Source organism: Lysobacter stagni (genome assembly GCF_030053425.1).
Classification (GTDB): domain Bacteria; phylum Pseudomonadota; class Gammaproteobacteria; order Xanthomonadales; family Xanthomonadaceae; genus Lysobacter_J; species Lysobacter_J stagni.
The window spans coordinates 3,174,317-3,198,034 of record NZ_JASGBI010000001.1 but is presented as its reverse complement, the minus strand read 5'-3'; the positions used below and the strand labels follow the sequence as shown (position 1 = coordinate 3,198,034).

Annotated in this window: 25 protein-coding genes and 3 tRNA genes; 15 read left to right on the top strand and 13 right to left on the bottom strand. The window is 67.4% G+C overall.

Going from position 1 to position 23,718, the window contains the following annotated elements; all coding sequences use genetic code 11:
* Positions 1-43: 43 nt before the first annotated feature.
* From QLQ15_RS14825 to QLQ15_RS14770, 12 genes are all read left to right on the top strand, one after another.
* Positions 44-2,320, top strand: a complete 2,277-nt coding sequence (locus QLQ15_RS14825; RefSeq protein ID WP_283213532.1) for a DNA internalization-related competence protein ComEC/Rec2 — start codon at positions 44-46, stop codon at positions 2,318-2,320.
* 24 nt (positions 2,321-2,344) lie between these two features.
* On the top strand, positions 2,345-2,980 hold the full coding sequence (locus QLQ15_RS14820) for a MotA/TolQ/ExbB proton channel family protein (protein WP_283213531.1): 636 nt from the start codon (positions 2,345-2,347) through the stop codon (positions 2,978-2,980).
* Positions 2,981-2,993: 13 nt separating this feature from the next.
* Positions 2,994-3,431 carry an ExbD/TolR family protein gene (locus QLQ15_RS14815; RefSeq protein ID WP_283213530.1) on the top strand — a complete coding sequence of 146 codons (438 nt, stop codon included), beginning with the start codon at positions 2,994-2,996 and terminating at the stop codon, positions 3,429-3,431.
* Positions 3,428-5,176, top strand: a complete 1,749-nt coding sequence (gene msbA / locus QLQ15_RS14810; protein ID WP_283213529.1) for a lipid A export permease/ATP-binding protein MsbA — start codon at positions 3,428-3,430, stop codon at positions 5,174-5,176. The genes QLQ15_RS14815 and msbA overlap by 4 nt, the downstream gene beginning before the upstream one ends.
* Positions 5,173-6,213, top strand: a complete 1,041-nt coding sequence (lpxK, locus tag QLQ15_RS14805; RefSeq protein ID WP_283213528.1) for a tetraacyldisaccharide 4'-kinase — start codon at positions 5,173-5,175, stop codon at positions 6,211-6,213. The genes msbA and lpxK overlap by 4 nt, the downstream gene beginning before the upstream one ends.
* Positions 6,210-6,992, top strand: a complete 783-nt coding sequence (gene kdsB, locus QLQ15_RS14800) for a 3-deoxy-manno-octulosonate cytidylyltransferase (protein ID WP_283213527.1) — start codon at positions 6,210-6,212, stop codon at positions 6,990-6,992. The genes lpxK and kdsB overlap by 4 nt, the downstream gene beginning before the upstream one ends.
* 4 nt (positions 6,993-6,996) lie before the next feature.
* Positions 6,997-7,479 carry a low molecular weight protein-tyrosine-phosphatase gene (locus tag QLQ15_RS14795; RefSeq protein ID WP_283214030.1) on the top strand — a complete coding sequence of 161 codons (483 nt, stop codon included), beginning with the start codon at positions 6,997-6,999 and terminating at the stop codon, positions 7,477-7,479.
* A 187-nt stretch (positions 7,480-7,666) separates the two neighbouring features.
* Positions 7,667-9,553, top strand: a complete 1,887-nt coding sequence (gene uvrC, locus QLQ15_RS14790) for an excinuclease ABC subunit UvrC (RefSeq protein WP_283213526.1) — start codon at positions 7,667-7,669, stop codon at positions 9,551-9,553.
* Positions 9,550-10,116, top strand: coding sequence for a CDP-diacylglycerol--glycerol-3-phosphate 3-phosphatidyltransferase (gene pgsA / locus QLQ15_RS14785; protein ID WP_283213525.1), 567 nt, complete (start codon positions 9,550-9,552; stop codon positions 10,114-10,116). The genes uvrC and pgsA overlap by 4 nt, the downstream gene beginning before the upstream one ends.
* 153 nt (positions 10,117-10,269) lie before the next feature.
* Positions 10,270-10,345 (top strand) — tRNA-Gly (locus QLQ15_RS14780).
* 102 nt (positions 10,346-10,447) lie between these two features.
* Positions 10,448-10,521 (top strand) — tRNA-Cys (locus QLQ15_RS14775).
* 107 nt (positions 10,522-10,628) lie between these two features.
* Positions 10,629-10,715: transfer RNA gene (locus QLQ15_RS14770), tRNA-Leu, on the top strand.
* A gap of 4 nt (positions 10,716-10,719) precedes the next feature.
* Here the strand turns inward: QLQ15_RS14770 and QLQ15_RS14765 are convergent.
* Complete coding sequence (locus QLQ15_RS14765; protein ID WP_283213524.1) at positions 10,720-11,613, bottom strand: LysR substrate-binding domain-containing protein; 894 nt, start codon at positions 11,611-11,613, stop codon at positions 10,720-10,722.
* A gap of 71 nt (positions 11,614-11,684) precedes the next feature.
* Here QLQ15_RS14765 and QLQ15_RS14760 point away from each other — a divergent pair, with 71 nt between their 5' ends.
* Both QLQ15_RS14760 and QLQ15_RS14755 read left to right on the top strand, forming a co-directional pair.
* Positions 11,685-12,704 (top strand): YeiH family protein, encoded by a 1,020-nt coding sequence (locus QLQ15_RS14760; protein ID WP_283213523.1) that lies wholly within the window; start codon positions 11,685-11,687, stop codon positions 12,702-12,704.
* Between the two features lie 67 nt (positions 12,705-12,771).
* Positions 12,772-14,049, top strand: a complete 1,278-nt coding sequence (locus QLQ15_RS14755; protein ID WP_283213522.1) for a nucleotide sugar dehydrogenase — start codon at positions 12,772-12,774, stop codon at positions 14,047-14,049.
* Between the two features lie 6 nt (positions 14,050-14,055).
* Here QLQ15_RS14755 and arsC read toward each other — a convergent pair whose 3' ends face one another.
* From arsC to QLQ15_RS14725, 6 genes are all read right to left on the bottom strand, one after another.
* On the bottom strand, positions 14,056-14,409 hold the full coding sequence (gene arsC / locus QLQ15_RS14750; protein WP_283213521.1) for an arsenate reductase (glutaredoxin): 354 nt from the start codon (positions 14,407-14,409) through the stop codon (positions 14,056-14,058).
* Positions 14,410-14,913: 504 nt separating this feature from the next.
* Complete coding sequence (locus tag QLQ15_RS14745; protein ID WP_283213520.1) at positions 14,914-15,321, bottom strand: cupin domain-containing protein; 408 nt, start codon at positions 15,319-15,321, stop codon at positions 14,914-14,916.
* 34 nt (positions 15,322-15,355) lie between these two features.
* Positions 15,356-15,931, bottom strand: a complete 576-nt coding sequence (locus QLQ15_RS14740) for a thioredoxin family protein (RefSeq protein ID WP_283213519.1) — start codon at positions 15,929-15,931, stop codon at positions 15,356-15,358.
* A gap of 2 nt (positions 15,932-15,933) precedes the next feature.
* Entirely contained in the window at positions 15,934-16,629 is a 696-nt protein-coding gene (locus QLQ15_RS14735; RefSeq protein ID WP_283213518.1) for a cytochrome c biogenesis CcdA family protein, read from the bottom strand.
* 27 nt (positions 16,630-16,656) lie between these two features.
* Entirely contained in the window at positions 16,657-16,929 is a 273-nt protein-coding gene (locus QLQ15_RS14730; protein ID WP_283213517.1) for a hypothetical protein, read from the bottom strand.
* Positions 16,930-17,007: 78 nt separating this feature from the next.
* Complete coding sequence (locus QLQ15_RS14725) at positions 17,008-17,454, bottom strand: Ohr family peroxiredoxin (RefSeq protein ID WP_283213516.1); 447 nt, start codon at positions 17,452-17,454, stop codon at positions 17,008-17,010.
* Between the two features lie 279 nt (positions 17,455-17,733).
* On the opposite strand from QLQ15_RS14725, the gene QLQ15_RS14720 reads away from it, so the two are divergent.
* Positions 17,734-18,189 (top strand): MarR family winged helix-turn-helix transcriptional regulator, encoded by a 456-nt coding sequence (locus QLQ15_RS14720; RefSeq protein ID WP_283213515.1) that lies wholly within the window; start codon positions 17,734-17,736, stop codon positions 18,187-18,189.
* 72 nt (positions 18,190-18,261) lie between these two features.
* On the opposite strand, the gene QLQ15_RS14715 is transcribed toward QLQ15_RS14720, so the two are convergent.
* From QLQ15_RS14715 to QLQ15_RS14690, 6 genes are read right to left on the bottom strand one after another with little or no spacing between them, the layout of a single operon-like run.
* Positions 18,262-19,191 carry an alpha/beta fold hydrolase gene (locus QLQ15_RS14715; RefSeq protein ID WP_283213514.1) on the bottom strand — a complete coding sequence of 310 codons (930 nt, stop codon included), beginning with the start codon at positions 19,189-19,191 and terminating at the stop codon, positions 18,262-18,264.
* 31 nt (positions 19,192-19,222) lie between these two features.
* Complete coding sequence (locus tag QLQ15_RS14710) at positions 19,223-19,705, bottom strand: DUF6130 family protein (protein ID WP_283213513.1); 483 nt, start codon at positions 19,703-19,705, stop codon at positions 19,223-19,225.
* Between the two features lie 25 nt (positions 19,706-19,730).
* Positions 19,731-20,186: a carboxymuconolactone decarboxylase family protein gene (locus QLQ15_RS14705; protein ID WP_283213512.1), complete on the bottom strand. Its 456-nt coding sequence runs from the start codon at positions 20,184-20,186 to the stop codon at positions 19,731-19,733.
* A 46-nt stretch (positions 20,187-20,232) separates the two neighbouring features.
* Entirely contained in the window at positions 20,233-21,258 is a 1,026-nt protein-coding gene (locus QLQ15_RS14700) for an HlyD family secretion protein (RefSeq protein WP_283213511.1), read from the bottom strand.
* The gene (locus tag QLQ15_RS14695) at positions 21,255-22,829 is read right to left on the bottom strand and encodes an MFS transporter (protein WP_283213510.1); all 1,575 of its coding nucleotides are present in this window, start codon (positions 22,827-22,829) and stop codon (positions 21,255-21,257) included. The genes QLQ15_RS14700 and QLQ15_RS14695 overlap by 4 nt, the downstream gene beginning before the upstream one ends.
* Positions 22,830-22,888: 59 nt before the next feature.
* On the bottom strand, positions 22,889-23,698 hold the full coding sequence (locus tag QLQ15_RS14690; protein ID WP_283213509.1) for an SDR family NAD(P)-dependent oxidoreductase: 810 nt from the start codon (positions 23,696-23,698) through the stop codon (positions 22,889-22,891).
* Positions 23,699-23,718 lie beyond the last annotated feature (20 nt).

The window sequence follows — 23,718 nt, the reverse complement described above, 5'->3', positions numbered from 1 at the left end:
GGTCGCGCTGCTGGCGGGCGTATGCGCCTGCCTGTGGAGTCCGGTGCTGTCGCCCTGGTGGGTGTCCGCGACCCTGCTGATGGCGGGGATGTGGGCGATCCGGCGCGGCGCACGACGTGCGGACCGCATCGCATGTGTCGCCGGCTGGTTCCTGACAGGTGCGGCGCTGGCGGGCCTGCAGGCCGCGTACGTGCTGTCGCAGCAGCTGCCGGCGTATCCGTTGCGACACGACGCCGTGGTGAGCGGCCGCATCGTGTCGCTGCCCGAGCACGAGCCGCGACGCACCAGTTTCCTGTTCCGGGTCGATGGCGATGTCGCCGATGCGCTGCTACGGGATCGCCTGATTCGCCTGTCGTGGTATGACGACGATCCCCTTGCGCGCGGCGCACTGCGTGCAGGCGAACGCTGGCGTTTCTCCGCACGCCTGCGTGCGCCCCGCGGTCTGCGCAACCCCGGCGGAGTCGATGCCGAGCGCCATGCGCTGGCGCAACGCATCTCCGCCACGGGCTACCTGCGCGATCCGTCCTCGGCGCGGCGACTGGCCGCGGCACAAGGTGTGGACGCGTGGCGCGACGCCATGTCGATGCGCATCGCAGCGACGGTCGAACGCCCCGCCTCCCGTTTCGTGCGGGCCCTGGCCCTGGGCGATGTGCGTGGCATCCATGACGAGGACTGGAGCGTGCTGCGCGCCAACGGCCTCGCGCATCTGATCGCGATCTCCGGCTTCCACGTCGGGCTGGTCGCCGGCGTATTCGCCCTGCTGGCGCGCGGGCTGTGGTGGTGCTGGCCGACGCTGGCGCGGCGATTGCCAGCGCCGGTCGCCGCGGCGGGTGCGGGCGCGGTCGGCGCGATGCTCTACGCCGCCGTCGCCGGCTTCGCGCTGCCGACGGTGCGAACCGCACTGATGATCGCCCTCGTGGCCGCGGTGAAGGTCTCGCGGCGCTCGCTGGGCGTGGCGGACGGGCTGGCGCTGGCGGCGATGACCGTGCTCCTGGCCGATCCGCTCTCGGTGCTCGGCGCGGGGTTCTGGCTGAGCTTCGCTGGCGTGGCCTGGCTGGTGTGGTGCCTGCCTTCGCAACGGACCGGTCCGGTACGCGAGTTCCTCGGTGCGCAGGCGGTGGCGACCATCGGCCTGCTGCCGGTGAGCGTGGTGCTGTTCGGGCAGGCGTCGCTGGCGGGGCTTGCGGCCAATCTGGTCGCGGTGCCGTGGTGGAGCCTGGTCGTGGTGCCGTTGTCGTTGGTGGGGCTGGCGCTGGAGGCCGTTCGCGCGGGGATGGGGCAGTGGGCCTGGGCGGCAGCGGCCTGGTGCTTCGACCTCGTCTGGTCGCTGTTCGAGTGGCTGGCTGCGGGACCGCTTGCCGTGTGGTGGCTGCCGGAGCCGCACTGGCTGGCCCTGCCGTTGGCGCTGATCGGCGCGTTCTGGCTGTTGTTACCCCGCGGCGTGCCCGGCAAGGCGGTGGCGGCGCTGCTCTGGTTGCCGCTGCTGTGGCCCGATCGCCGGGCACCCGCGCCCGGCGAGGCAGAACTCCTGGTGGTCGATGTAGGGCAGGGGCTGTCGGTGGTGGTGCGCACGTCTCGTCACGCGCTGCTGTTCGACATGGGGTCGGCGGTGCCCGAGGGGTTCGACGCCGGCGAGCGCGCCGTCGTGCCCGCCCTGCATGCGCTGGGCGTCGGCCGCCTGGACCGCGTCATCGTCAGCCACAGCGACAACGACCACATGGGCGGGCTCGTCGCCGTACGCGAGGCCTATCCGGTTCCGACGGTCACGGCGCCGGCCGGGGCGCCGGTCGATGGCGGTCACCCCTGCCGCGCGGGCGAGCATTGGCGCTGGGACGGCGTGGAATTCCGGTTCCTGCATCCGCCCGCGGATTTCCCGTACCTGAAGAACGAATCCAGCTGTGTGCTGCGAATCGAGGCCGACGGCCGCGCGGCGCTGCTGACCGGGGACATCGGCGAGGTGATCGAGCGGCGCCTGCTGCGGCTGGCGCCGGCCGATGTGAAGGCCGATGTCGTCCTGGTCGCCCACCATGGCAGCGCGGGCTCCTCCGACCCCGGCTTCATCGCCGCCACGGGGGCTCGCGAGGCGTTGGTCTCGGCCGGGCACGGCAATCGGTTCGGGCATCCCCGCGAGGAGGTCGTCCGGCGCTGGAGCGCCGCGGGCGCCCGGGTCCACGAGACGGCGCGTGAAGGCGCGCTGCGCGTGCGCCTGGGCCGCGGTGGCGTGAGCGTGGAAGCGCGACGTGAGGCACATCCGCGCCTCTGGGACGCTGCGCACCGCGGGGGTGCGCATCCGGCTGGGCTATCCTATCGGCCAGATTGATACGGCCTGGGGCCGGAGGTTTGCGTGCTGGAACTGGTCAAGGCCGGCGGTTGGCCGATGATTCCGCTGTTGTTGCTGTCGGTGCTGGCGCTGACGCTGATCGTCGAGCGCGCCTGGACGCTGCGGCGCACGGCGGTCCTGCCGCCCAGCCTGGGCAAGGAAGTGCGCACCTGGGCGGGCAGCGGCAAGCTCGACCCGACCCACATCGAGTCCCTGCGCCGCACCTCGCCACTGGGCGAGCTGCTGGCCGCCGCCCTCGACGTCCGCCACCGTCCGCGCGACCAGATCCGCGAGCGCATCGAGGACGTCGGCCGCCATCTGGTCCACAAGATGGAGCGGTACCTCAACACCCTGGGCACGATCGCCTCGGCCGGTCCGCTGCTGGGCCTGTTCGGCACCGTGGTGGGCATGATCCAGATGTTCCTGGGCATCCTCGACCACGGCATCGGCGATGTGAACCAGCTGGCCGGCGGCATCGGCAAGGCGCTGGTGTGCACGGCGGCCGGCATGATCGTGGCGATCCCCGCGCTGATCGCGCATCGCTGGTTCCGCGGTCGCATCGCGGAGTACATCGTCGCCATGGAGCACGAGGCCATCGCGCTGATGGACACGCTCGACACGCGCAGTCCCGCGGCCGTCCGCGCACCGCAGGCCGCCTGAGGCGACGCGACCGATGCGCATCCGTGACCACCGCGCCGACGACGAGCCGGAAATCAACCTGGTTCCGTTGATCGACGTCATCCTGGTGATGATCATCTTCTTCGTCGTCACCGCCACCTTCGACGCGCGCTCCGTGCTGAAGCTGGAGCTGCCGCGCGCCACCGGCGAAGCCGCCACCGATCCGTCCAAGGCGCTGATCGTGCTGGTGAACGCCGATGGCCGTTACTTCGTCGACGATCGCGAAGTGCTGCGCAGCGACGTCGAATCGCTCAAGAGCACCATCAGCGAGGTCGCCGGCACCGATCGCGACCGGCCGGTCATGCTGCGCGCCGACGCGCGCACGCCGTACCAGGCCGTCGTCACCGTGTACGACGCGCTGGGCCAGCTGGGCTTCCGCAAGGTGATGAACGCGACCGCGCCGCAGACCCGCGATGGGGAGGCGGCCAGGTGAGCGGCGAGGTATCGCCCTGGACCACCTACCGCCGCCTGCTGCACTTCGTCGCGCCCTACCGCGGCGTGCTGCTGGTGGCACTGGTGGGCATGCTGATCGAAGCCGCCGCCGCCGGCGCCTTCGCCAAGCTGATGAAGCCGATGGTCGACCAGACCTTCGTCAGCCGCAATCCGAACGTGAGCCTGCTGCTGCCGCTGACCATCATCGGCATCTTTGTCGGGCGCGGCATCGCTGGTTATCTCACCGACACGTTCATGGCGCGGGCCGGCCGCAGCATCGCCCGCGACCTGCGCGTGCAGGTGCTGGGCAAATATCTGCGCCTGCCGGGCCTGCGTTTCGACACCGAACCGGTGTCGTCCATGCTGACGCGGCTGGGCTCGGACAGCGACCAGGTGGCGCAGGCCGCCATCGACGCCGCCAAGGTGATGCTGCAGCAGGCGCTGCAGGTGGTGGCGATGCTCGGCGTGATGCTCTACACGAGCTGGCGCGTGACGCTTGCGGTGCTGCTGCTCGGCCCGTTGCTGGCGTGGACGATGGACACCGTGGGTCGGCGCTACCGCCGCATCGGCCATCGCATCCAGGAGAGCGGCGCGCAACTGCTGCAGTCGGCCGACCAGGCGCTGTCCAACCACCAGGAAGTGAAGGTGTATGGCGCGCAGTCGGCGGAACTTGAACGCTACGCGGGCCAGGCCAACCATCACCTTCGGCTGAGCCTGAAGGTGGAATCCACGCGCAGCATTTCCTCGGCGATGGTGCAGCTGATGGGCGCCATCGGCCTGGCGCTGCTGCTGTTCTTCGCCGGCCGCGAAGCCATGCAGAACCGCCTGAGCGCAGGCGACTTCGTCAGCCTCATGGTCTCGATGCTGGCGGTGATCCCGGCGCTGAAGCAGCTCACCAACGTGCAGGGCATGCTGCAGCGTGGCGTGGCCTCGGCCGAGCGTCTGTTCGATGTGCTCGACGCGCCGGATGAGGTCGATTCCGGCACGCGTCCGCTCGACCGCGCGCAGGGGCTGCTGGAGTTCCGCGACGTCACCGCACGCTACCCGGGGCAGGCCGAGCCGGCCCTGTCGGACATCAGCTTTGTCGCGCGCCCGGGCACGGTGACGGCCATCATCGGCCGCTCCGGCAGCGGCAAGTCCACGCTGATCAAACTGATCCCGCGTTTCTACGACACCGAGGCCGGGCAGATCCTGCTCGATGGACACCCGCTGCAGGACTACCGCCTTTCCGACCTGCGTCGGCAGATCGCGCTGGTGGGCCAGCAGGTGATGTTGTTCGACGGCACCGTGGCGGCCAATGTCGCCTATGGCGAAATGCAGGCAGCCAGTGCGCAGGCCATGGAGCGTGCGGTGCGCGGCGCCAACGCGATGGAGTTCGTCGAACGCCTGCCTCAGGGCGTGGACACTGACATCGGCACCAAGGGCGGTCGCCTGTCGGGCGGCCAGCGCCAGCGTCTTGCGATCGCGCGCGCGATGCTGAAGGACGCACCCATCCTTATCCTCGACGAAGCCACCGCCGCGCTGGATACCGAATCCGAACGACTGGTGCAGGAGGCGCTGGACCACCTCATGCCCAACCGCACGACGTTGGTGATCGCGCACCGCCTGTCGACGATCGAACACGCCGATCAGGTGCTCGTGCTGGACCAGGGGCGCATCGTCGAACGCGGTACGCACTCGCAGTTGCTGGCCATGGGTGGCCTGTACGCGCACCTGCACCGCATGCAGTTCCGCGAGGGCGAATGAGCAAGGCTTCGGTGCAACCGCCGGCGTACTGGTACGGCGACACGCCAGCTCCGCTGGGCGCGAGGTTCCTCTCCGGGATTTACAGCGCGGTCACGGCCCTGCGACGCAATGCCTACCTCAAGGGCTGGCGCAAGCGTCGCCATCCCGGCGTCCCGGTGATCGTCGTCGGCAATATCACCGCGGGCGGCGCGGGCAAGACGCCACTGACCATCGCGCTGGTCGAGCGCCTGCGCACCGAGGGCTGGAACCCCGGCGTGGCCACTCGCGGGTACGGGCGCGAGGACGCGTCCACTGCGCTGTGGGTCGACACCCGTACCGATGCCTTCCAGGGAGGCGATGAGCCCGTCCTGATCGCGCACCGCACCGGCGCGCCCGTGCGCGTGGACCGTGACCGCGCGGCGGCGGCGCGCGCCTTGGTCGAGGCCGGGTGCGACGTCGTCGTCTGCGACGACGGACTGCAGCATTACCGCCTGGCGCGCGATATCGAGATCGAAGTGGTGGACGGCCGGCGTCGATACGGCAACGGCCGCCTGCTGCCTGCCGGTCCCTTGCGGGAGCTGCCCGAGCGCGGAGCGCGCTGCGATTTCCGCGTGGTCAACGTGGGTGCTGGCGGCGCCGGCAACGGCGACACCGGCTTCGGCGAATGGTCGATGCGCCTGATCGCCGACCTGGCCGATCCCATGCTCGGCGGTCGCGCGCGCAAGCTGGGTTCCTTCTCGGGCCAGCGCGTGCATGCCGTGGCGGGCATCGGCGACCCGGAGCGTTTCTTCTCGATGCTGCGCGACTTCGGCATCGCCGTCGTGCCGCACGCGTTCGCCGACCACCATCAGTACCGCGCCGAGGATTTCGAGTTCGGCAGCCGTGAACTGCCGGTGCTCATGACCGAGAAGGACGCGGTGAAGTGCACCGCGTTCGCCGACGACCGTCACTTCAGCGTGCCGGTGCGCGCGGAGCTGCCCGAAGCATTCTGGGTGGCGCTGCTCGACCGGCTCGCGCGCGCACGCCAACACCACGCACCGGCAGGGAAGGGCGCATGAACAGTGCGGATGCAGGGGATTTCGTCGTCGCCATTCCGGCACGCTTCGCCGCCAGTCGCCTGCCGGGCAAGCCGCTGCGCCTGCTCGCCGGTGAACCACTGGTCCTGCACGTCGCACGTCGCGCGCTGAAGGCCGGCGCGCGCGAGGTGTGGGTGGCGGCGGACGACGAGCGCATCGCCGCGGCGCTGGAAGGCGCGGGCGTGCGCGTGGCGATGACCTCGCCCGACCATGCCTCGGGCACGGACCGCCTTGCCGAATGTGCGCGCATCGCCGGTTGGAGCGACGATACCGTCGTGGTGAACCTGCAGGGCGACGAGCCATTCGCACCGGCCGCGGGCATCCGCGCCGTCGCCGCGCTCATGCATGCGGGCCAGATCGAGATGGCGACCCTGGCCGCGCCGGTCACCGACGTCGAGACGTTGCTGGATCCCAACGCCGTGAAACTGGTGCGTGCCGATGACGGTCGCGCGCTGTACTTCAGCCGCGCGCCGATTCCGTGGCCACGCGACGCCTTCGCCCGCGACCGATCGCGCATGCCCGAGTCGGGCGAATGGCTGCGCCATATCGGCATCTACGGCTACCGCGCGGGCTTCCTGCCGCGTTTCGCCGCGCTGCCGCCGGGCCGGCTGGAGCGCATCGAATCGCTGGAACAGCTGCGCGTGCTCGAAGCCGGCTACCGCATCGCCGTGGGGGTCACGCCCGAGCCGTTCCCGCCGGGCGTCGACACACCGGAAGACCTGGCGCGTGCCGAGGCCTGGATCGCCGCCGGACATGGCTGAGCCGATCCGCCTGCTGGTCGTGTGCCTGGGCAACATCTGCCGCTCGCCCGTGGCCGAGGGTGTCCTGCGCGCGCGCATCGCGATATCGACCCTGGCCGGGCGCGTGGAACTCGATTCGGCCGGAACGGGCGACTGGCACGTTGGCGAGCCACCCGACCGCCGCGCGATCGCCAATGCCGCCGAACATGGCGTCGATATCGCGGGCCTTCGGGCGCGCCAGCTGGCGTCGGCGGATTTCCAGCGGTTCGACTGGGTGCTCTGCGCCGACCGCGCCAACCTGCGGGACGTGCGCGCCCGCGCGCCGGCCAGCGCACACGGGCGCACGGCCCTGCTGCTCGAATGGGCGGGCGTGGAGGATCTGGGCGAGATCCCCGATCCGTACACCGGCGGCCCCGCGCAGTTCGAGCACGTGTTCCAGTTGCTCGATCGCGCCGCCGATGGCGTCATCGCGCGGCTGCGCCGGGAACATCCCGACCGACTGCGCTGAATGTGGCGGCGATCGCGTTGTCGACAACGTTGGCGACAACCAGCGCAGCCTTGCGCTGACGCATAATCGGCCCCATCCCTGAGCCCACGCTCATGACCGAAACGTCCGCCATTCTCCCGTCGCTGTCCACGCTGCGCCTTCGGGTGCACCGCGTGTGTTGTCGCACGGATGCGGGGTCCGCCCGTTCATGAGTCGCAGTCCTGCACCGGCCTTCGACGGCAAGGCCTTCGTCAAGAACCTCAGCACCGCGCCGGGCGTGTACCGGATGATCGCGCAGGACGAGAGCGTGCTCTACGTCGGCAAGGCCGGCGTGCTGAAGAACCGTGTTTCCAGCTACTTCAACGCCACGCCGAAATCGGCGCGCATCATGACCATGCTGGCGCAGACCGCGCGCATGGAAGTCACGGTGACGCGGACCGAGGCCGAAGCGCTGATCCTGGAAAACCAGCTGATCAAATCGCTGAAGCCGCGTTACAACGTGCTGCTTCGCGACGACAAGAGCTACCCGTACGTGTTGATGACCCAGGAAGCCTGGCCGCGCATCGCCATGCACCGCGGTCCGCGTTCCATTCCCGCGCGCTATTTCGGCCCGTATGCCAGCGTCGGCGCGGTACGCGACACGCTCAACCTGATGCACAAGCTGTTCAAGCTGCGCAGCTGCGAGGACAGCGTCTTCCGCAACCGCAGCCGGCCGTGCCTGCAACACCAGATCGGACGCTGCAGTGCGCCGTGCGTGGGCATGGTTCCCGCACGGGACTACGCCGAAAGCGTGCGGCGCGCGGGGCTGTTCCTGGACGGACGCAGCGACGAGCTCAGCGACGAGCTGGTGAAGTCGATGGAAGCGGCAAGCGTACGCCTGGATTTCGAGGAAGCCGCGCGGCTGCGCGACCTGGTTGCTTCCATCCGCAGTCTGCAGGCGCGTCAGTACGTGGACGGCCGCGCCGCGGACCTGGACGTACTCGCCATCGCGATGCATGGCGCGGCGGCCTGTGTGCTGCTGCTGGCCTTCCGCGATGGCCGAAATCTCGGCACGCGTGCTTTCTTCCCGAAGACCAACGGCAGCGAGAGTGCGGAGGAAGTGTTGGCTGCGTTCGTGTCCCAGTACTACGGCGAACAGGTGCCGCCGCGCGAGATCGTCCTGGATCGCGACATCCCCGATCGCGAACTTATCGAACACGCGCTGTCCAGCACCGGTGAGCGCCGCGTGCAGATCAAGTGCAATGTGCGCGGCGAGCGCGCGGGTTACGTCGACCTGGCGCGTCGCAATGCGGAGCTGTCGCTGGCCGCCGAGCGCACCAGCCACGCCGCGCAGCACGCGCGCGCGGATGCGCTGCGCGAACTGCTGTCGCTGCCGGCGTTGCCCGCCCGCATCGAATGCTTCGACATCAGCCACACCATGGGCGAGGCCACCGTGGCCTCGTGCGTGGTGTTCGACGCGCAGGGCCCCGTGCGCGCGCAGTACCGGCGCTTCAACATTTCCGGGATCGAGCCCGGGGACGACTACGCCGCGATGCACCAGGCCATCGAGCGCCGTTTCCGTCGCGCGGTGGAAGAGGGAGGCGTCGTTCCGGACGTGCTGCTGATCGACGGCGGCGCGGGTCAGGTGGCGCAGGCTCGGGCCGTGCTGGAGGACCTGGGCGTGGAAGGCGTCACCCTGGTGGGCGTGGCCAAGGGACCTGAACGGCGGCCCGGCGAGGAGGAGCTGCTGCTTCCCGACGGGCGCACCGTGCGTCCCGGCGCGGAGTCGCCTGCGCTGCAGATGGTCCAGCAGGTCCGTGACGAAGCCCACCGTTTTGCGATCACCGGTCACCGTGGCCGCCGCCAGAAGGCGCGCAATACCAGTCGCCTTGAGGACATCGCCGGCATCGGGCCGCGCCGACGCGCTAATCTGTTGCGGCACTTCGGCGGGCTTGGTGGGCTGAAGGCGGCAGGAATCGAGGAGATCGCCCGCGTGGATGGCATCAACGCCGCCCTCGCCGAGCGTATCTATGCGACCCTGCACGGGTTGGACGTGCCGGACACGGCGATCCAGGACACCACCGAGCCAACAGGCAGTGCGCGGAGCGAAGGATGAAGTTGACGGTGCCGACCATGCTGACCCTGCTGCGGATCATGCTGATCCCAGTGCTGGTGCTGGTCTTCTATCTGCCCTACAACTGGACGAATTTCGCGGCCGCTTTCATCTTCGCGTTCGCATCCATCACCGACTGGCTGGATGGCTGGATCGCGCGCCGCTACAACCAGTTCTCCGCGTTCGGTGCGTTCCTCGACCCGGTCGCCGACAAGTTGATGGTGGCCATCGCGTTGCTGCTGACCGTGCAGAAGCATCCGACTGTCTGGATGGCGTTGTGGGCAGCGGTGATCATCGGTCGCGAAATCGCGGTTTCCGCGCTGCGCGAATGGATGGCCGAACTTGGGCAGCGTGCGACGGTGAAAGTCGCCACCGTCGGCAAGATCAAGACCATCGTGCAGATGGTCGCGCTGGTTTGCCTGCTGTACCAGGAACCATTCCTCGGCCTGAACATCTTCCTGATCGGCGAATGGCTGCTCGCTGCGGCCGCATTGCTCACGCTGTGGTCCGGTCTTGCGTACCTGCGTGCGGCGTGGCCGGTCTTGCGCGAAGACGCGCGTTCATAGAGAATATTCACATCGCGAACGCACACGCGTTCGACGATCCGATCAGGCGGTGGCAGCCCGGTCGGCCGGTTCGGAAAGCCCGGTGACGGGGCCTTCCACGAAGTGAAAAGGTGTTGACACTTTTCATTACATGCCTAAAATGTCGCTTCCTCTGCGGGAATAGCTCAGTTGGTAGAGCACGACCTTGCCAAGGTCGGGGTCGCGAGTTCGAGTCTCGTTTCCCGCTCCATATTCGGACCAGGCCCCTTAAACGGGGCCTTGTCGTTTCCGGGTCCGGTGCATGAACCGGTCGGAAATGTGGAAGAATCCGGTTTCGGATTCAAACGTCACCGGCCTGGTGGCAGAGTGGTTATGCAGCGGACTGCAAATCCGCGTACGCCGGTTCAATTCCGACCCAGGCCTCCAGCACCGCAAAAGCCCGACCTTCCGGTCGGGTTTTTTGTTTTCCGGCTCAACGCGCGCGAAAACGCGGCGCTGCGCACGGTCGCGTAAGCTACGGCGGCGCGTTCCCGGCCCGGATGGCGGAACAGGTAGACGCAGCGGACTTAAAATCCGCCGGCCTCGCGGCCGTCCCGGTTCGATCCCGGGTCCGGGCACCACTTCTCAGGATTTCCGAGCGGGCTTCACGCTGTCGAGAAACGTCTGCAACAGAACGCCGCGGTAGCGTCGACGATGCAGTACGAGGCTGAGCTGCCGCTTGAGGTTGAGGAACGGCGTGCGCAGCACGACCAGGCGGTCGGCTGCCTGTGCATCCACGATGGATACCGCGGGTAGCAGGGCCAGTCCAAGGCCGGCGATGACGGCCTGCTTGATCGATTCGCTCTGGTCGAGCTCCAGCACGGTCTCGCCGCGCGGCAATGATGCGAGTGCGCGTTCGGCCTGGCTGCGCGTGGCCGAGCCGGATTCGCGCAGGATCCAGCGCGCCCCGGCGAAATCGTCCGGCGTCAGGCGGCGACGCTTGGCCAGTGGATGCCCCGGCGGCGCGCACACGCACAACGTGTCGTCACGCCAGCGGATAACCTCCAGGTCGGAGTGAAGCGCGGCGCCTTCGATGCAGCCAACGTCGAGGCGATGGTCGAGTACGGCGGCGACGATCTCCGCGGTGTTGTCCACGCGCAGCTTCAGCGCCACCTGTGGATGTGCGACGACGAACGTGCCCAGCAGATCCCCGACCAGGTAGTTGCCCACGGTATTGCTGGCGCCGATGTGCAGTTCGCCGGTCAGCGGCTGTGCATCGACCACCGCCGGAGAGGTCAGTTCGCGCATGCGCTCCAGCAGTTCCTGCGCGAGGGGCAGGGCGCGGCGGCCGTGCGCGTTGAGCAGAAGACGGCGCTGCGTGCGGTCGAACAGCGGTGCGCCAAGTGCGCGTTCGAGTTCGGCCAGCGCCATGCTGATCGCGGGCTGCGTCAGGTGAAGCCGTTCTGCCGCCGCGCGCACGGTGCCCGCGGTCGCGACGGCGACGAAGACCTCGAGCTGGCGAGGGGTGATGCCGATCATCAGTAAATCCTGATCCTATCCTTCAGTACTTTCAAATTTACTTAATTAAGCCCGGCGCCGACCATGGCGGCATGGCTTTCGTCGATTCGCGCCCCGCATCCGTTTTCCAGTCGATTCCCTGGTTGTCCGGCATGGCACTGGCCGCCGTGCTGGGCGCACTGGCCCTGTGGGTTTCCGGGTCGGCGTGGGCGTCGGCGTGGCACCTGTCCGCGCTGACGGTGGCCATCGTCATGGGGCTGGTCCTGGGTAACGGCGCCTCGAGCCACCTGCCGGCGTCGCTGACGCCGGGCCTGGGCATCGCGCAGCGGCATCTGCTGCGCGCCGGCGTGGTGCTGTATGGCCTGCGCCTGAGCTTCCAGGACGTCGCTGCCGTGGGAGCGGCGGGTCTGCTTATCGACGCCGTGGTCGTCGCGTCCACGCTTGGCCTGGGCGTGTGGGCAGGGCGGCGCTGGTTCGGGCTGGATCGCGACACCGCACTGCTGACCGCGGCCGGCAGCGCGATCTGCGGCGCTGCCGCGGTGCTCGCGGTGGAGCGGGTCATCCGGCCCGAAGCGGGGAAGGTGACGATCGCGGTCGCCACGGTCGTCCTGTTCGGGACGCTGAACATCTTCCTGTATCCGCAGCTGTATCCGCACTTGGGCCTCGATGCGACCGCCTTCGGCCTCTACACCGGTGCGACCGTGCACGAGGTCGCCCAGGTGGTGGCCGTGGCCAGTGCGATCGGGCCGGACACGGCCGATGCCGCGGTGGTGGTCAAGCTCACCCGCGTGCTGATGCTGGTGCCGGTGCTGCTGGTGCTGGGTTGGCGGAAAGCGCGCAACGGCGGCGAGCGCGCCATGGTGGTGCCCTGGTTCGCGCTGGCGTTCCTGGGGGTGGTGGCGCTGAATTCGGTGGTGGCCATTCCCTCGTCGATCCGGGCCGCATTGCTGGCGCTGGACACCTTCCTGCTAGCCACCGCAATGGCGGCGCTGGGCGTGGAGACACGCCTGTCCCGGCTGCGCGCGCTCGGGCCCAAGCCCCTGTTTCTGGCGGCGGTACTGTTCCTGTGGCTGTCCGTGGGCGGATATGTGCTGGTGCGCTGGTTGGGCTGAGCGTCGCGCAGCCTAGAATGTTCGCGCGCGTCCACGCCGGACGCAGGACATTCGAGCGGGGGAGTGGATGCTGGATCCTCGGGAATCGCGCATCGCGGTCATCGGGCTGGGCTACGTGGGGCTGCCACTGGCGGTGGAGTTCGGCCGGCAGTACGACACGCTCGGTTTCGATATCGATGTCCGTCGTGTCGAACGCCTGCGTCGCGGCGAAGACATCAACGGCGAAACCGGCGCGGACGAGATCGCTGCCGCCAGCCGCCTGGATTTTTCCGCCGATCCATCGCGCCTGCGCGAGTGCAACGTCTTCGTCGTGACCGTCCCGACCCCGATCGACGAACACAAGCGTCCGGACTTCTCGCCGCTGATCCAGGCCAGCCGCACCATCGGCGCCGCGCTGAAGGCCGGCGACACGGTCGTCTACGAGTCCACCGTGTATCCCGGTGCGACCGAGGAAATCTGCGTGCCCGAGCTGGAGCGTGCCTCCGGCCTGGTCTTCAACCGGGACTTCTTCGTCGGCTACAGCCCGGAGCGCATCAATCCAGGCGATCGCCAGCGCCGGCTCGTCGACATCCCCAAGGTCACGTCCGGTTCCACGCCGGAGGCCGCCGACTTCGTCGATGCGCTGTACAGCAGCATCATCACCGCCGGCACGCACAAGGTATCCAGTCTGCGCGTCGCGGAGGCATCCAAGGTCATCGAGAATACGCAGCGCGATGCGAACATCGCCCTGGTCAATGAGTTTGCGCTCATCTTCCAGCGCCTGGGCATCGACACGACCGAAGTGCTGGAAGCGGCTGGCACGAAATGGAACTTCCTGCCGTTCCGGCCCGGGCTGGTCGGCGGGCACTGCATCGGCGTGGACCCGTACTACCTGATCCAGAAGGCGCAGGCGACGGGGTATTACCCGGACATCCTGCTGGCGTGCCGTCGCATCAACGACGCGATGGGCGAGCACGTCGCGGTGGACGTGGTGAAGCTGATGATCCAGCGCGGCATCGCGGTCGCCGGCGCGCGGATCCTCATCCTGGGCATCACGTTCAAGGAGAACTGCCCGGACCTGCGCAACACGCGCGTGGTCGAGCTGGCGGAGAAGTTCGGGGAGTACCGCGCGAAGGTCGACATCCACGACCCGTGGGCAGACGCGGCGGAAGCGCGTTCGGCCTACGGCATCGAGCTGGTGGCGTCGCCGGAAGCGGGCGCGTACGACGCGGTGATCCTGGCGGTGGCGCACGAGCAGTTCCGCGAACTCGGCGCCGAAGGTGCACGCGCCTTCGGCCAACCGCATGCCGTGCTGTACGACATCAAGAGCCTGTATCCGCGCGAGGGCGTCGACGCGCGGCTTTGACGCGCGTCAGTCCAGCAGTTCGAGGACGCGCTCGGGCGGCCGGCCGATGATGGCGCGGCCGCCGTGGACGAAGATGGGGCGTTCGATCAAGCGCGGGTGTGCGTGCATCGCGCCGATCAACGCATCCTGCGGGAGGGATTCGTCGGCCAGCCCCAGTTGCGCGTATTCGTCTTCGCCGGTTCGGAGCAGGGCTCGCGCCGGAAGGTCCAGCATGGACAACAGCACACGCAGCTCGTCGATGCTCGGCGGTGTTTCGAGATAGGGCACCACGACCGGATCGATGCCGCGTTCACGCAGCAGTTCCAATGCGCCGCGCGACTTCGAGCAGCGCGGGTTGTGGTACAGGCGGCTCTCGTTCATGACGTTTCGTCCTCGCCAAAAGCAAAAGGCCGGCTTTCGCCGGCCTTTTCCTGAAACTGGTGGGCGGTACAAGTTTCGAACTTGTGACCCTTGCCGTGTGAAGGAAGCGCTGGCCGTGATTGCTCGGGCGGTCATCGTGATGATACGTCATGTTGCATGGCTGACACGAAGAGCCGCCCTAATTGTCATCTGCCGGTTGCTCAGCCGAGTCGAACATGTTCGGCAGAATCGGGTACTCATCGGCAAACCGGAATCTGACAAACGGCTGGGACGCTTCCGGGGCAGAGGCGTCTGTTTTGCCATCCTTTGGGTCGATCGGGGCAAGTGAGTGGGCGCCCTCCGTAGGCAGCCGAATATCGGACCTAACGGGCGGCTCTGCTGCCAAGCCAGTGGGCGGCCCGGCGTCCGCCCATTGGCTGTGAGTTGCCGCTGTCAGCATCAATGCTGCGGCCAGCGCGTTGCGTAGCGCGTCGAGCCGTGCAAAGCGACGCCCTTCGAGCCGGTTCATTTCGCTGGAACCACGAGGGGCTTGCCCTTCTCGACGATGTAGGTCGCCAGTTCCGCTCCTCGGCCTTGGCCGACATTGCGTACCTCGTGGTCAACACCGTACGGAATGAACAGTACTTGCCCGGGCGAAAGCGTCACGGGCGGGCGGCCTTCAAGTCGGTATTCAAGATTGCCTTCCACCGCGTAGACAATCTCTTCGCCCGGGTGGTGGTGGTTTGCCGCCACTATGCCCGGCTCGAAAGCGACCAACACCTGGACAACCTCACGCCCAGGCGCGGAAAGATCGTGGCGCTGAAGTTCGGTGCGAGTGATTCCCGACTGCTGGGCGAGCGCCGCAAAGGGCGACGCCACCATCGTCAGGGCCAATATCACAGGGAATGCACGCTTGCTGATTCTAGTGTTCATAACGAACCTCCTCTGGTACGTGGATCGACGGCTCTCAACGAGCGGCGGCGGGCATCGGGCCAGCGGCCGTCTGGCCCACCAACCTGCGGATTTCCGCCTCCGTATCCTCGTAGTGGCCTTCGCCGAAATGGCGATAGACGATCTCGCCGTTCTTGTCGATGAGATAGAGCGCCGGCCAGTAGCGGTTTCCGAAGGCATTCCAGGTTGCGTAATCGTTGTCCTGGGCCACTGGATAGGTGATGTTGAAGCGTTTCACCGCCTTCTCGAGATTCCCGAGGATGCGCTCGTGTCCGTATTCAGGCGTGTGAACGCCGACGACGACCAGGCCCTGGTCCTTGTAGCGCTCATGCCACTGCTTCACATGCGGCATGACATGGATGCAGTTGATGCAGTCGTACGTCCAGAACTCTACGAGCACCACTTTTCCCTTCAGATGTCCCAGTGAAAGCGGGTGGCTGTTGATCCAGTGGTTGATGCCCGTGAAATCCGGGGCCTTCGGGGACTCGAGGGTCGGGCCGCGTGCGGGCTCGAGCGGATCTTCCTGCGCGCCACTGGTGCAGGCGGCTCCGAGCAGGCACGCGGCGAGGACGGCGATGGTGGGCTTGAGCATGTTCATAGTCCAGTTGAAACGGAAGGAAGCCACTGCGTCGCCCAGGCGATGAAGGCGATGTCGTAGTGGAAGAGCTGGAGAAGAGCGACGAGAACGGCAATGGCGCCGAAGCCCTTTCGCAGGACGTCGGCTCTGCGCGTGAGCACGGCCAGCCGCTTGGACAGGTTGTTGCCGCCGTACGCGATCGCGAGCATCGGAAGCCCGGCGCCCAACGCGTAAGCCGCCAGCAGTGTCGCCGCCTTCGCGGGAGCCTGCGAACTCGCGGCAAGTGCCAGTACCGACGCCAGTACCGGCCCCGCGCATGGGGTCCACGCAAGTCCGAGTGAGGCGCCGACCAGGAGCGGGCCCGTCCGCCGGTTTGCGGGACTCGGCTGCGGACGAAGCCCAACGAACCAGCCCTGTGCAGCCATCGCCATGCGCTCGAATGGTGTGCTCCACAAGCACGCGAGCCCGGCAAGCAACAACACCACAATGGCGCCGGTCCGGAAGACCTGCTGCAGCTCGCCGGATGAATCGAAGAGGGCAGCGAGTGCGATTCCCCCCACTGCGAACGACCCGACGAATCCCGCGATGATCAGCAGGGGTTCGTGTGCGTCCCGTCCTGCCGTCGTGGCCAGGACGATGGGCAACGCCGGCAGGATGCAGGGCGACAGGATCGTCGCGATTCCTGCCGCACCTGCGAGAGCGATCTCAACCATCTGCGTGCTCCGCCTGCCGTAGCCGGGTCACAGCCGGCATGAGGCAGACACCTCATGGTCAGCCAGGCGCGCGCCGTCCACCTCGACCAGATGGTCGAGACGTACGTGCTCACTTGCATCGAGGACAACGAACTCTTCTCCGGCACGGGCGAACACATCGGTGATCACCGCGTCCCGATACCGAGTACCTGTCTCGCTGAAGTAGCCGATACGGACGATCCTGCGCAGCGTCGCCAGGTCTTCCAGCCGGTCATGGAACTCGCAGCTGATCGGGCGGTAGGGATTGCGTTCGTTCTTCATGGCGATTTCTCGGTGTGGTGTGTTTGCCTGGCGCGGTTCCGGCCGCCCCCGACAGAGGGCGGCCGGCCGCAAGGCGTGTCACGACGTGATGACGTTCACGACCACCCCGATGTTTCCGCGAGTGGCCTTCGAGTACGGGCAGACTTCGTGGGCGGCGTGGGCGAGCTTCTCGGCGACGTCCTGCGGCAGCCCGGGGATGCGGACTTCGAACCGGGCCGCCAGCAACCACTCGGCGCCGGCCTGGCCCAGGTCGATGTCGATGTCGACCGACAGGTCCGGCGGCAGCGTGATGCGCTTCTGCGCAGCGACGAGGGAGATCGCGGTGATGTAGCAGGCCGACCAGGCGCCGGCGAACAGCTCTTCGGCAGTCGGATGCGCGACGACGTCCGGGAACGCCAGCTCGTGGCCCGTGTGCGACGGCGACGACAGTGACAGGTTGACGGTGCCATGGTCGGCACCGGACGGGGCGCGGGCGACAGTGGTGTGGGTCTTTCCGGTGAAAAGAAGCTTCTCGATCTTGCTCATGGCGGGGTACTCATGGGGGAGGGGGGGGGTGCAAGTAATATCGCATGTGATTAGATCGCATGCGATTGAGCGCACTCTAGGCATGTGGCCTGCTCGGGTCAATCTGGCCGGACGTGTCGGTTAAGCTGGCAGTTATCGGACGCGATTGAAGCGTATGCGATACATATATCTGACTGGGCTACACAGGCAGCTCAGGCGTCATCCCAGGCCCCACCCGCGGTTAAAGCGATTGCGATTGCATCGTATGCGATTAGAATGAAGCACCAAGGAGACCCTCCAATGAAACCTGCCCAGAACACAAAGAGCACCCGTCTCGCCGAGTTCCTCTGCTTCGCTGTCTACTCGACGAACCTCGCATTCGGGAAGGTGTACCGCCCTCTCCTGGACGAGCTGGGGCTCACCTATACGCAATACGTCACGATCGTGGCCCTCTGGGAAGAGGACGATCAGACCGTCAGCGGCCTCGGAGAGAAGCTGTTCCTCGAATCGAACACGTTGACGCCAATCCTCAAGAAGCTCGAGGCCATGGGGCATGTGAAACGCGCGCGTGACCCGTCGGATGAACGCCAGGTACGCGTTCGGCTGACAAGCAGCGGCAGGCGACTGCGCGAGAAGGCCTTCGACGCGAACCTCGTCGAAGCGTGCGGCATGCCGGCGAAGGAGTTCACGCGTCTCCAGAAGGAGATCGTTGCCCTGCGCACGAACCTGCTGGAGTTCGTTGAGAAGGATCGCTAGACGCCCGTGCCGCGCCGCGAACCGATCGCCGCGCGGAGACCCGTTGGAGCGCGTCCGCGCGGAAACTCGATGTCAGCGCATCGACGCGCGCACTTCGCGCACGGTGCGCTGCGGATCCTGCAGGTGCGGGAAGTGGCCGATGCCAGGGAGTACGTCGATCTCGACACCGGCCTTCTTGGCGAACTCCACGCCCATGTCCGGGCGGATATAGAGGTCGCGTTCACCCCAGATCACGCGCACGGGCGTGCCGAGGCGCTCAACGTTCGCTTCGAAGAACTGCTGGTCACGCGTGAAGTGGCCGTAGTAGTGGAAGAACGCGTCGGCGGTGGTCATGCCGTCGCGATTCCAGTTGCGCGCCATGTCGGCGGCAAGTTCGGGGGGCAGGTCGTACTGCAGCTCTGGCGGCAGATCGCGGCGATGGACATTGGCGAGGATCTCCGCGCTGGTCGCGTTCATCGCCGCGCGCGTTGGCTCGGCTGCGGCGGGCGTCTTGAGGTTGCGCAGACTTTCGTACATGTACTGCGGCCGGTCGAAGGGAGCGAAGTCGCCGACGATGATGCGGCGGGCGATCCCGGGCTCATCCAGCGCCAGCAGCAGCGCTGGCAATGCACCGATGTCGGTGGCGTAGATGGTCAGCTTCGATGTATCGAGTCGTTCGTGCTCGATGTACGCCTTCAGCACGCGCGCGTAGTCGGTCGGCGCATACGCAAAGCGATCCGGCGCCGGGCGCGAGGACTCTCCGTAGCCAGGCCAGTCGAAGGTATGCACCTCGAAGTCGTCGCCCAGCGAGATGGCGATGTCCTTGAACGAAAGGATCGTCTCGGGGAATCCGTGCAGGAACAGCACGGCGCCCTTCGCCTGTGCGTTGCGGACGACGAGGCGGCGGAGCGTGATGTCGTCGTCGATGCGCACGAATCCGGTTTCCGCGGGCTGCGCGGCGGCGGTTCCGGTAACGGATGCAGCGGCGACGGTGGTCGCCAGCAGAAGAGCGGGAAGTTTCATGTCGGTTGATTCCTGTGACTTGAGCATCTGTTCAACGTGTCGGCTGGTGGCCCGCGGGAGGGTGCGCGTGATCGGCCGGCGGTGAAGCAGGTGTTGCCGGCACGACGAAACTCACCGACTCGGCTGCGATGACCTTGTGATCCGGCTGCGCGAGCTCGATGAGGAGCTTGTGCGGCCCGGCAGGCAGTCCGTTGACGACGACCGATCCGGTGTTGCCCGCGTCGGCCCAGCGCCAGGGCAGGTCATCGACGCTGACGTGGAGATGGCCCGCGCGTGGGGAAACATCCAGCGCGCTGGTTCCGAACACCGGCAGGATCCGAAAATTCCGTGTCCGATAGGGAACGATCACCGCGCCGCGCGCAAGCGGCCCCGGCAGGGGCGGGTCGAGGAACAGTTCGGCCGGCGGTTCATTCATAACGGGGATGAACTGCGAGGCCGTCCCGTCCTCCCGTGCCAAGGCGGTTCCCGCGACGGCAAGCCCGAGTGCCACGGTGGCGACGAAGCGGCCATGCATCGACGCACGGCGCTTGGGACTGACCCTATTCACCTGCCACCGCCTGCGGCGTCCGGCGGAAGCTGATCGCCATGCGGTTGTAGGTGTTCATCAATCCGATCGCGATGGTCAGGTCGACGAGGTCTTTCTCGCCGAAGACTTCGCGTGCGGCTTGGTAAGCGTCGTCCGGCACGCCAGTCTGCGCGACGCGCGTGACGGTTTCAGCCCAGGCCAGCGCGGTGCGCTCGCGGTCGCTGAACACGGTTCCGGCTTCGGCCCAGGCCTGCACCAGCGCGAGTTTCTGGACCGCTACCCCGCGACCGATCAGATCGCGCGTATGCAGGTCCAGGCAGTAGGCGCAATTGTTGATCTGCGAGATGCGCAGGTAGACCAGGTCGACGAGTTCAGCGGGAAGGTCGGTCTGGGTGATGTAGCCGTAGACGCTGCCGAGCGCCTTGACGCCTTTGGGTGCGATCTCGGTGTAGTCGAGACGTTGGGACATGGGGGCTTACCTCAATGATCTGGGGGATTGCGGATGCGTGGTCCGCTCAGTGGATGCGCACCGTCGCCGACATGCCAGGACGCAGGCTGGCAAGCTGCGCTCCGTCGTCGAGCAGGGCGATGCGCACGGGAACGCGTTGTGCAATTCGGGTGAAGTTGCCGGTTGCATTGTCCGGCGGAAGCAGGGCGAACTGCGCACCGCTCGCCGGCGAGAGGCTCTCGACGCGGCCGTGGAAGCGGGCTCCTGGCACGGCATCGACCGCGACTTCCACCGGCGCGCCGGGCTGAATGCCTTCAAGCTGCGTTTCCTTGAAGTTCGCCACGACCCAGACATCCGACGCGACCAGCGCGATCAGCGGTGAGCCGGAGCGGACATACTGGCCCACGCGCGCGATGCGTTCGCTCACGCGGCCATCCACCGGCGCGCGCACCGTCGTGCTTTCCACATCGAGCTCGGCGAGTGCGACCGCGGCTTCGGCGGCGCGGATATCGGCTTCCAGCTGCGGGCGCTGGCTTTCGAGCACGCCGATGCGCTGCATCGCCGCGCCCAGGCCGGCGCGCGTCTCGACGACACGCGTTGAGGCAATCTGCGCCGAAGACACCAGCTGATCCAGCTGCGATGCGGCGATGAGCTGGTCCTTCGCCAAAGCGCGCGCGCGGATGGAATCACGATCGCTGCGTGCGGCTTCGGCCGAGGCCTCGCTCACCGACGCCTGCGCCTGTTCGATCGACGCGCGTTGCAACTTCAGTTGCGCATCCAGATTGCCGACCGCCGCCTGTCGTGCCGCGAGCGCGGCGCGCGCCTGTAGCAATCGCGCGCGATAGTCACGGTCGTCGATCTGGAACAGCAGCTCGCCGGCCTTCACGTTCTGGTTGTCCTTCACCGCAACGCGCACGACGTGTCCTGATACCTTCGGACTGATCTGCGTGATGTCGCCGCGCACGAAGGCATTGTCGGTGTAGTGGCGATCCCACGACTGCACGACACTGCCCGGGCGGATGACGGCGGACGCACCGGCCGTGGCGATGACGGCCACGAGTAGGCCAATGAAGGTGACGATTCGGGATTTCATGGGGATTCTCCCGCCAGCGAGGGGCGGACGTGGCTTGGACGCATGAAGGCGACCAGGCACAGGGACGCCAGCAATCCTGCGCCCACCAGGAGGAAGGCGTCGTTGATGGACAACACCCACGCCTCGCGCCGCACGACGGACGCGGCCTGCGCGAGGGCGCGAGCGAGGTTGTCCTCCTGTTCGCCAAGGCGGGCGTTGAGCAGGCCGCCGAGCGAGGACAGGCGGTCGGACGCGGATGCGTGGAGCGAGCTCACCTGTTCGACCAGCACGCTGGAATGGAACTTCTCGCGCTGCGTGGTGAACTGCGAAACGAGGCCCGTACCGAGCGTAGTTCCGCCTAGCGTCGTCGCATTGAACGCGACGGTGGCGGTGGGGCCGTCCGCCGGACCGAGCGTGCTGGCGCCGGACAGCAGCGCCGGAACGAGAAAGAACATCTGCCCGATGCCCAGCAGCAGCAGGCTCGCATGAAGTTGCTCGCCCGCGGCCTGGCTGGTCGAAGAGGTAGCAAGCAGCGTGGCGACGGCGCACAGCAGTAGTCCGGCGAACATCACCTTGCGCCCATCGATGCGCGCGAGCAGATGCCACGCCAGCGGGAACGCAATGACCTGCGGCAACAGGCACCACCACAGCAACTGCGCGGTCTCCAGGGGGCGGTAGCCCTGCGTCAGTGTGAGCAGCAGCGGTATCAAGTACGCGGTAACGGTGAAGCTGGCGCGGAAGATCAGGTTCAGCAGGATAGGAAGGCCGAACTCGCGGCGAAGCAGCAGTCCGATGTCGAGAATGCGCGTTGGTGAATAGCGATGCAGTACCGCGAAGCCGAGCCACGCGCCGATACTCACGCTGGCGGCGATGGCGATGAGGTCGTCTTCGAACCAGAATCGGCGCGTGCCCTGGCTGAGCACCAGGACCAGTGAGGCCAGCCCCAGTGCGAGCAGCGTCACGGCGGGCCAATGCGTCTTGAAAGCGTCGCGGTTCACGGGCGCAACCGGCATCCACGCCAAGCCCGCACTGAGTAGGCCGACCGCGATTATCGACTGGACCAGGAACAACGCACGCCATCCGAACGCCGCTTCGATGGGTGCGGCGAGGATCGGGCCGGCGCTGGCGGGAAGCAGCAGCACGGCGGCCAGCAGCGCGAGCCCGCCCGTCACGCGAGGCCCTTTCCACAGCGCGAAGATCGCCACGAAAGCGATTGGACCGAACGAACCGCCGGCGACACCCTGTATCGCACGCGCGACCAGCACCGCCGGCAAGGTCGTGGACGCGAACGCTGCCCACGCCGTCGCGGCGAACACCAGCGCGGCACCTGCGAAGTAGCGGCGCAGGCCGAACGCGCGGACCAGTACGGGCGACAGGACGATGCCGATGAAGCTGGCCATCGTGTAGATCGTCGTGATCCAGGACGCTTCATCGGCCGACACGCCAAGACCGCCCTGGATGTCGGCCAGGTGCGCGCTGGTGAACTGGTTGGCGAGGTTGGCGAAGAACGCACCGGCGAGCGCGGTCGGAACGATGCGTCCGAACTTCGGCGTGGGGGTGGTTGCGATTGCGGCGGTGACAGTGGCGTTCATGGCGAGGTCGCGTGTTCGAACTCCGGCGCATTCGGCAAGCGCCGGAGTTCCGGCATCGGTCATGCGGCGCGCGCGACGCGGTAGCGCGCGGCGGGCGAGGTGCGCGACAGGCCTGGGCGAAGCGCGTTGCGTGCGGTTTCCAGCGCGTTCCAGTCGGCGATGTCGGGCAGGGCGGGGATGGTCACCGTCTCGCCCATCGCCAGGCCTGCGAGCGCGGCATCGACCATGTCTTCAGCCGACATGACCATCTCCTGCGGCAGGTTCTCGATCGGCAGGCCGGCGACGTTCCAGAAGCCGGTCGCGGTGGCGCCGGGCAGCACCGCCTGCACGCGCACGCCCTTGTCGGCCAGTTCGTGCTGCAGCGACTGCGAAAGGGCCAGCACGAATGCCTTGCTGCCGCCGTAGACACCGTTCAGCAGTTCCGGCTGCAGCGCGACGATGGAGGCGATGTTGATGATGGTGCCCGAGCCGCGGGCGACGAACGCCGGCGCGGCGGCGTAGGCCAAGCGCATCGGGACGCTGACGTTGAGCGCGATCATGCGATCCATCTCGGCGACGTCCGACTGCAGCAGCGGCGCGGTCGCGCCGACACCGGCGTTGTTCACAAGTAACGTGATGCTGGCATCGGTGCGCAACACGGATTCGACGCGGGCGAGGTCGTCGGCCCGGGTCAGGTCGGCCGTCAGTGTTTCGACCGAACGGCCGGTGCGGGTGGTCAGGTCCTGCGCGAGCGAGCGGAGCAGGTCGGCACGACGTGCGACCAGGATCAGGTCGTATCCGGCGCGGGCGAGACGGTCGGCGTAGATCGCGCCGATGCCGGAAGACGCACCGGTGATGAGGGCGGTGCCTTGATGAATGGGGGTCTTCATGGCGCTTCCAGGTGAGCGGC

Excerpts from the sequence above, each read along its gene's own strand:
- QLQ15_RS14815 (WP_283213530.1), top strand. The coding sequence starts at position 2,994 with ATGCGCATCCGTGACCACCGCGCCGACGACGAGCCGGAAATCAACCTG.
- lpxK (WP_283213528.1), top strand. The coding sequence starts at position 5,173 with ATGAGCAAGGCTTCGGTGCAACCGCCGGCGTACTGGTACGGCGACACG.
- kdsB (WP_283213527.1), top strand. The coding sequence starts at position 6,210 with ATGAACAGTGCGGATGCAGGGGATTTCGTCGTCGCCATTCCGGCACGC.
- uvrC (WP_283213526.1), top strand. The coding sequence starts at position 7,667 with ATGAGTCGCAGTCCTGCACCGGCCTTCGACGGCAAGGCCTTCGTCAAG.
- pgsA (WP_283213525.1), top strand. The coding sequence starts at position 9,550 with ATGAAGTTGACGGTGCCGACCATGCTGACCCTGCTGCGGATCATGCTG.
- QLQ15_RS14765 (WP_283213524.1), bottom strand. The coding sequence starts at position 11,613 with ATGATCGGCATCACCCCTCGCCAGCTCGAGGTCTTCGTCGCCGTCGCG.
- QLQ15_RS14760 (WP_283213523.1), top strand. The coding sequence starts at position 11,685 with ATGGCTTTCGTCGATTCGCGCCCCGCATCCGTTTTCCAGTCGATTCCC.
- QLQ15_RS14755 (WP_283213522.1), top strand. The coding sequence starts at position 12,772 with ATGCTGGATCCTCGGGAATCGCGCATCGCGGTCATCGGGCTGGGCTAC.
- arsC (WP_283213521.1), bottom strand. The coding sequence starts at position 14,409 with ATGAACGAGAGCCGCCTGTACCACAACCCGCGCTGCTCGAAGTCGCGC.
- QLQ15_RS14745 (WP_283213520.1), bottom strand. The coding sequence starts at position 15,321 with ATGAACACTAGAATCAGCAAGCGTGCATTCCCTGTGATATTGGCCCTG.
- QLQ15_RS14740 (WP_283213519.1), bottom strand. The coding sequence starts at position 15,931 with ATGCTCAAGCCCACCATCGCCGTCCTCGCCGCGTGCCTGCTCGGAGCC.
- QLQ15_RS14735 (WP_283213518.1), bottom strand. The coding sequence starts at position 16,629 with ATGGTTGAGATCGCTCTCGCAGGTGCGGCAGGAATCGCGACGATCCTG.
- QLQ15_RS14730 (WP_283213517.1), bottom strand. The coding sequence starts at position 16,929 with ATGAAGAACGAACGCAATCCCTACCGCCCGATCAGCTGCGAGTTCCAT.
- QLQ15_RS14725 (WP_283213516.1), bottom strand. The coding sequence starts at position 17,454 with ATGAGCAAGATCGAGAAGCTTCTTTTCACCGGAAAGACCCACACCACT.
- QLQ15_RS14720 (WP_283213515.1), top strand. The coding sequence starts at position 17,734 with ATGAAACCTGCCCAGAACACAAAGAGCACCCGTCTCGCCGAGTTCCTC.
- QLQ15_RS14715 (WP_283213514.1), bottom strand. The coding sequence starts at position 19,191 with ATGAAACTTCCCGCTCTTCTGCTGGCGACCACCGTCGCCGCTGCATCC.
- QLQ15_RS14710 (WP_283213513.1), bottom strand. The coding sequence starts at position 19,705 with ATGCATGGCCGCTTCGTCGCCACCGTGGCACTCGGGCTTGCCGTCGCG.
- QLQ15_RS14705 (WP_283213512.1), bottom strand. The coding sequence starts at position 20,186 with ATGTCCCAACGTCTCGACTACACCGAGATCGCACCCAAAGGCGTCAAG.
- QLQ15_RS14700 (WP_283213511.1), bottom strand. The coding sequence starts at position 21,258 with ATGAAATCCCGAATCGTCACCTTCATTGGCCTACTCGTGGCCGTCATC.
- QLQ15_RS14695 (WP_283213510.1), bottom strand. The coding sequence starts at position 22,829 with ATGAACGCCACTGTCACCGCCGCAATCGCAACCACCCCCACGCCGAAG.
- QLQ15_RS14690 (WP_283213509.1), bottom strand. The coding sequence starts at position 23,698 with ATGAAGACCCCCATTCATCAAGGCACCGCCCTCATCACCGGTGCGTCT.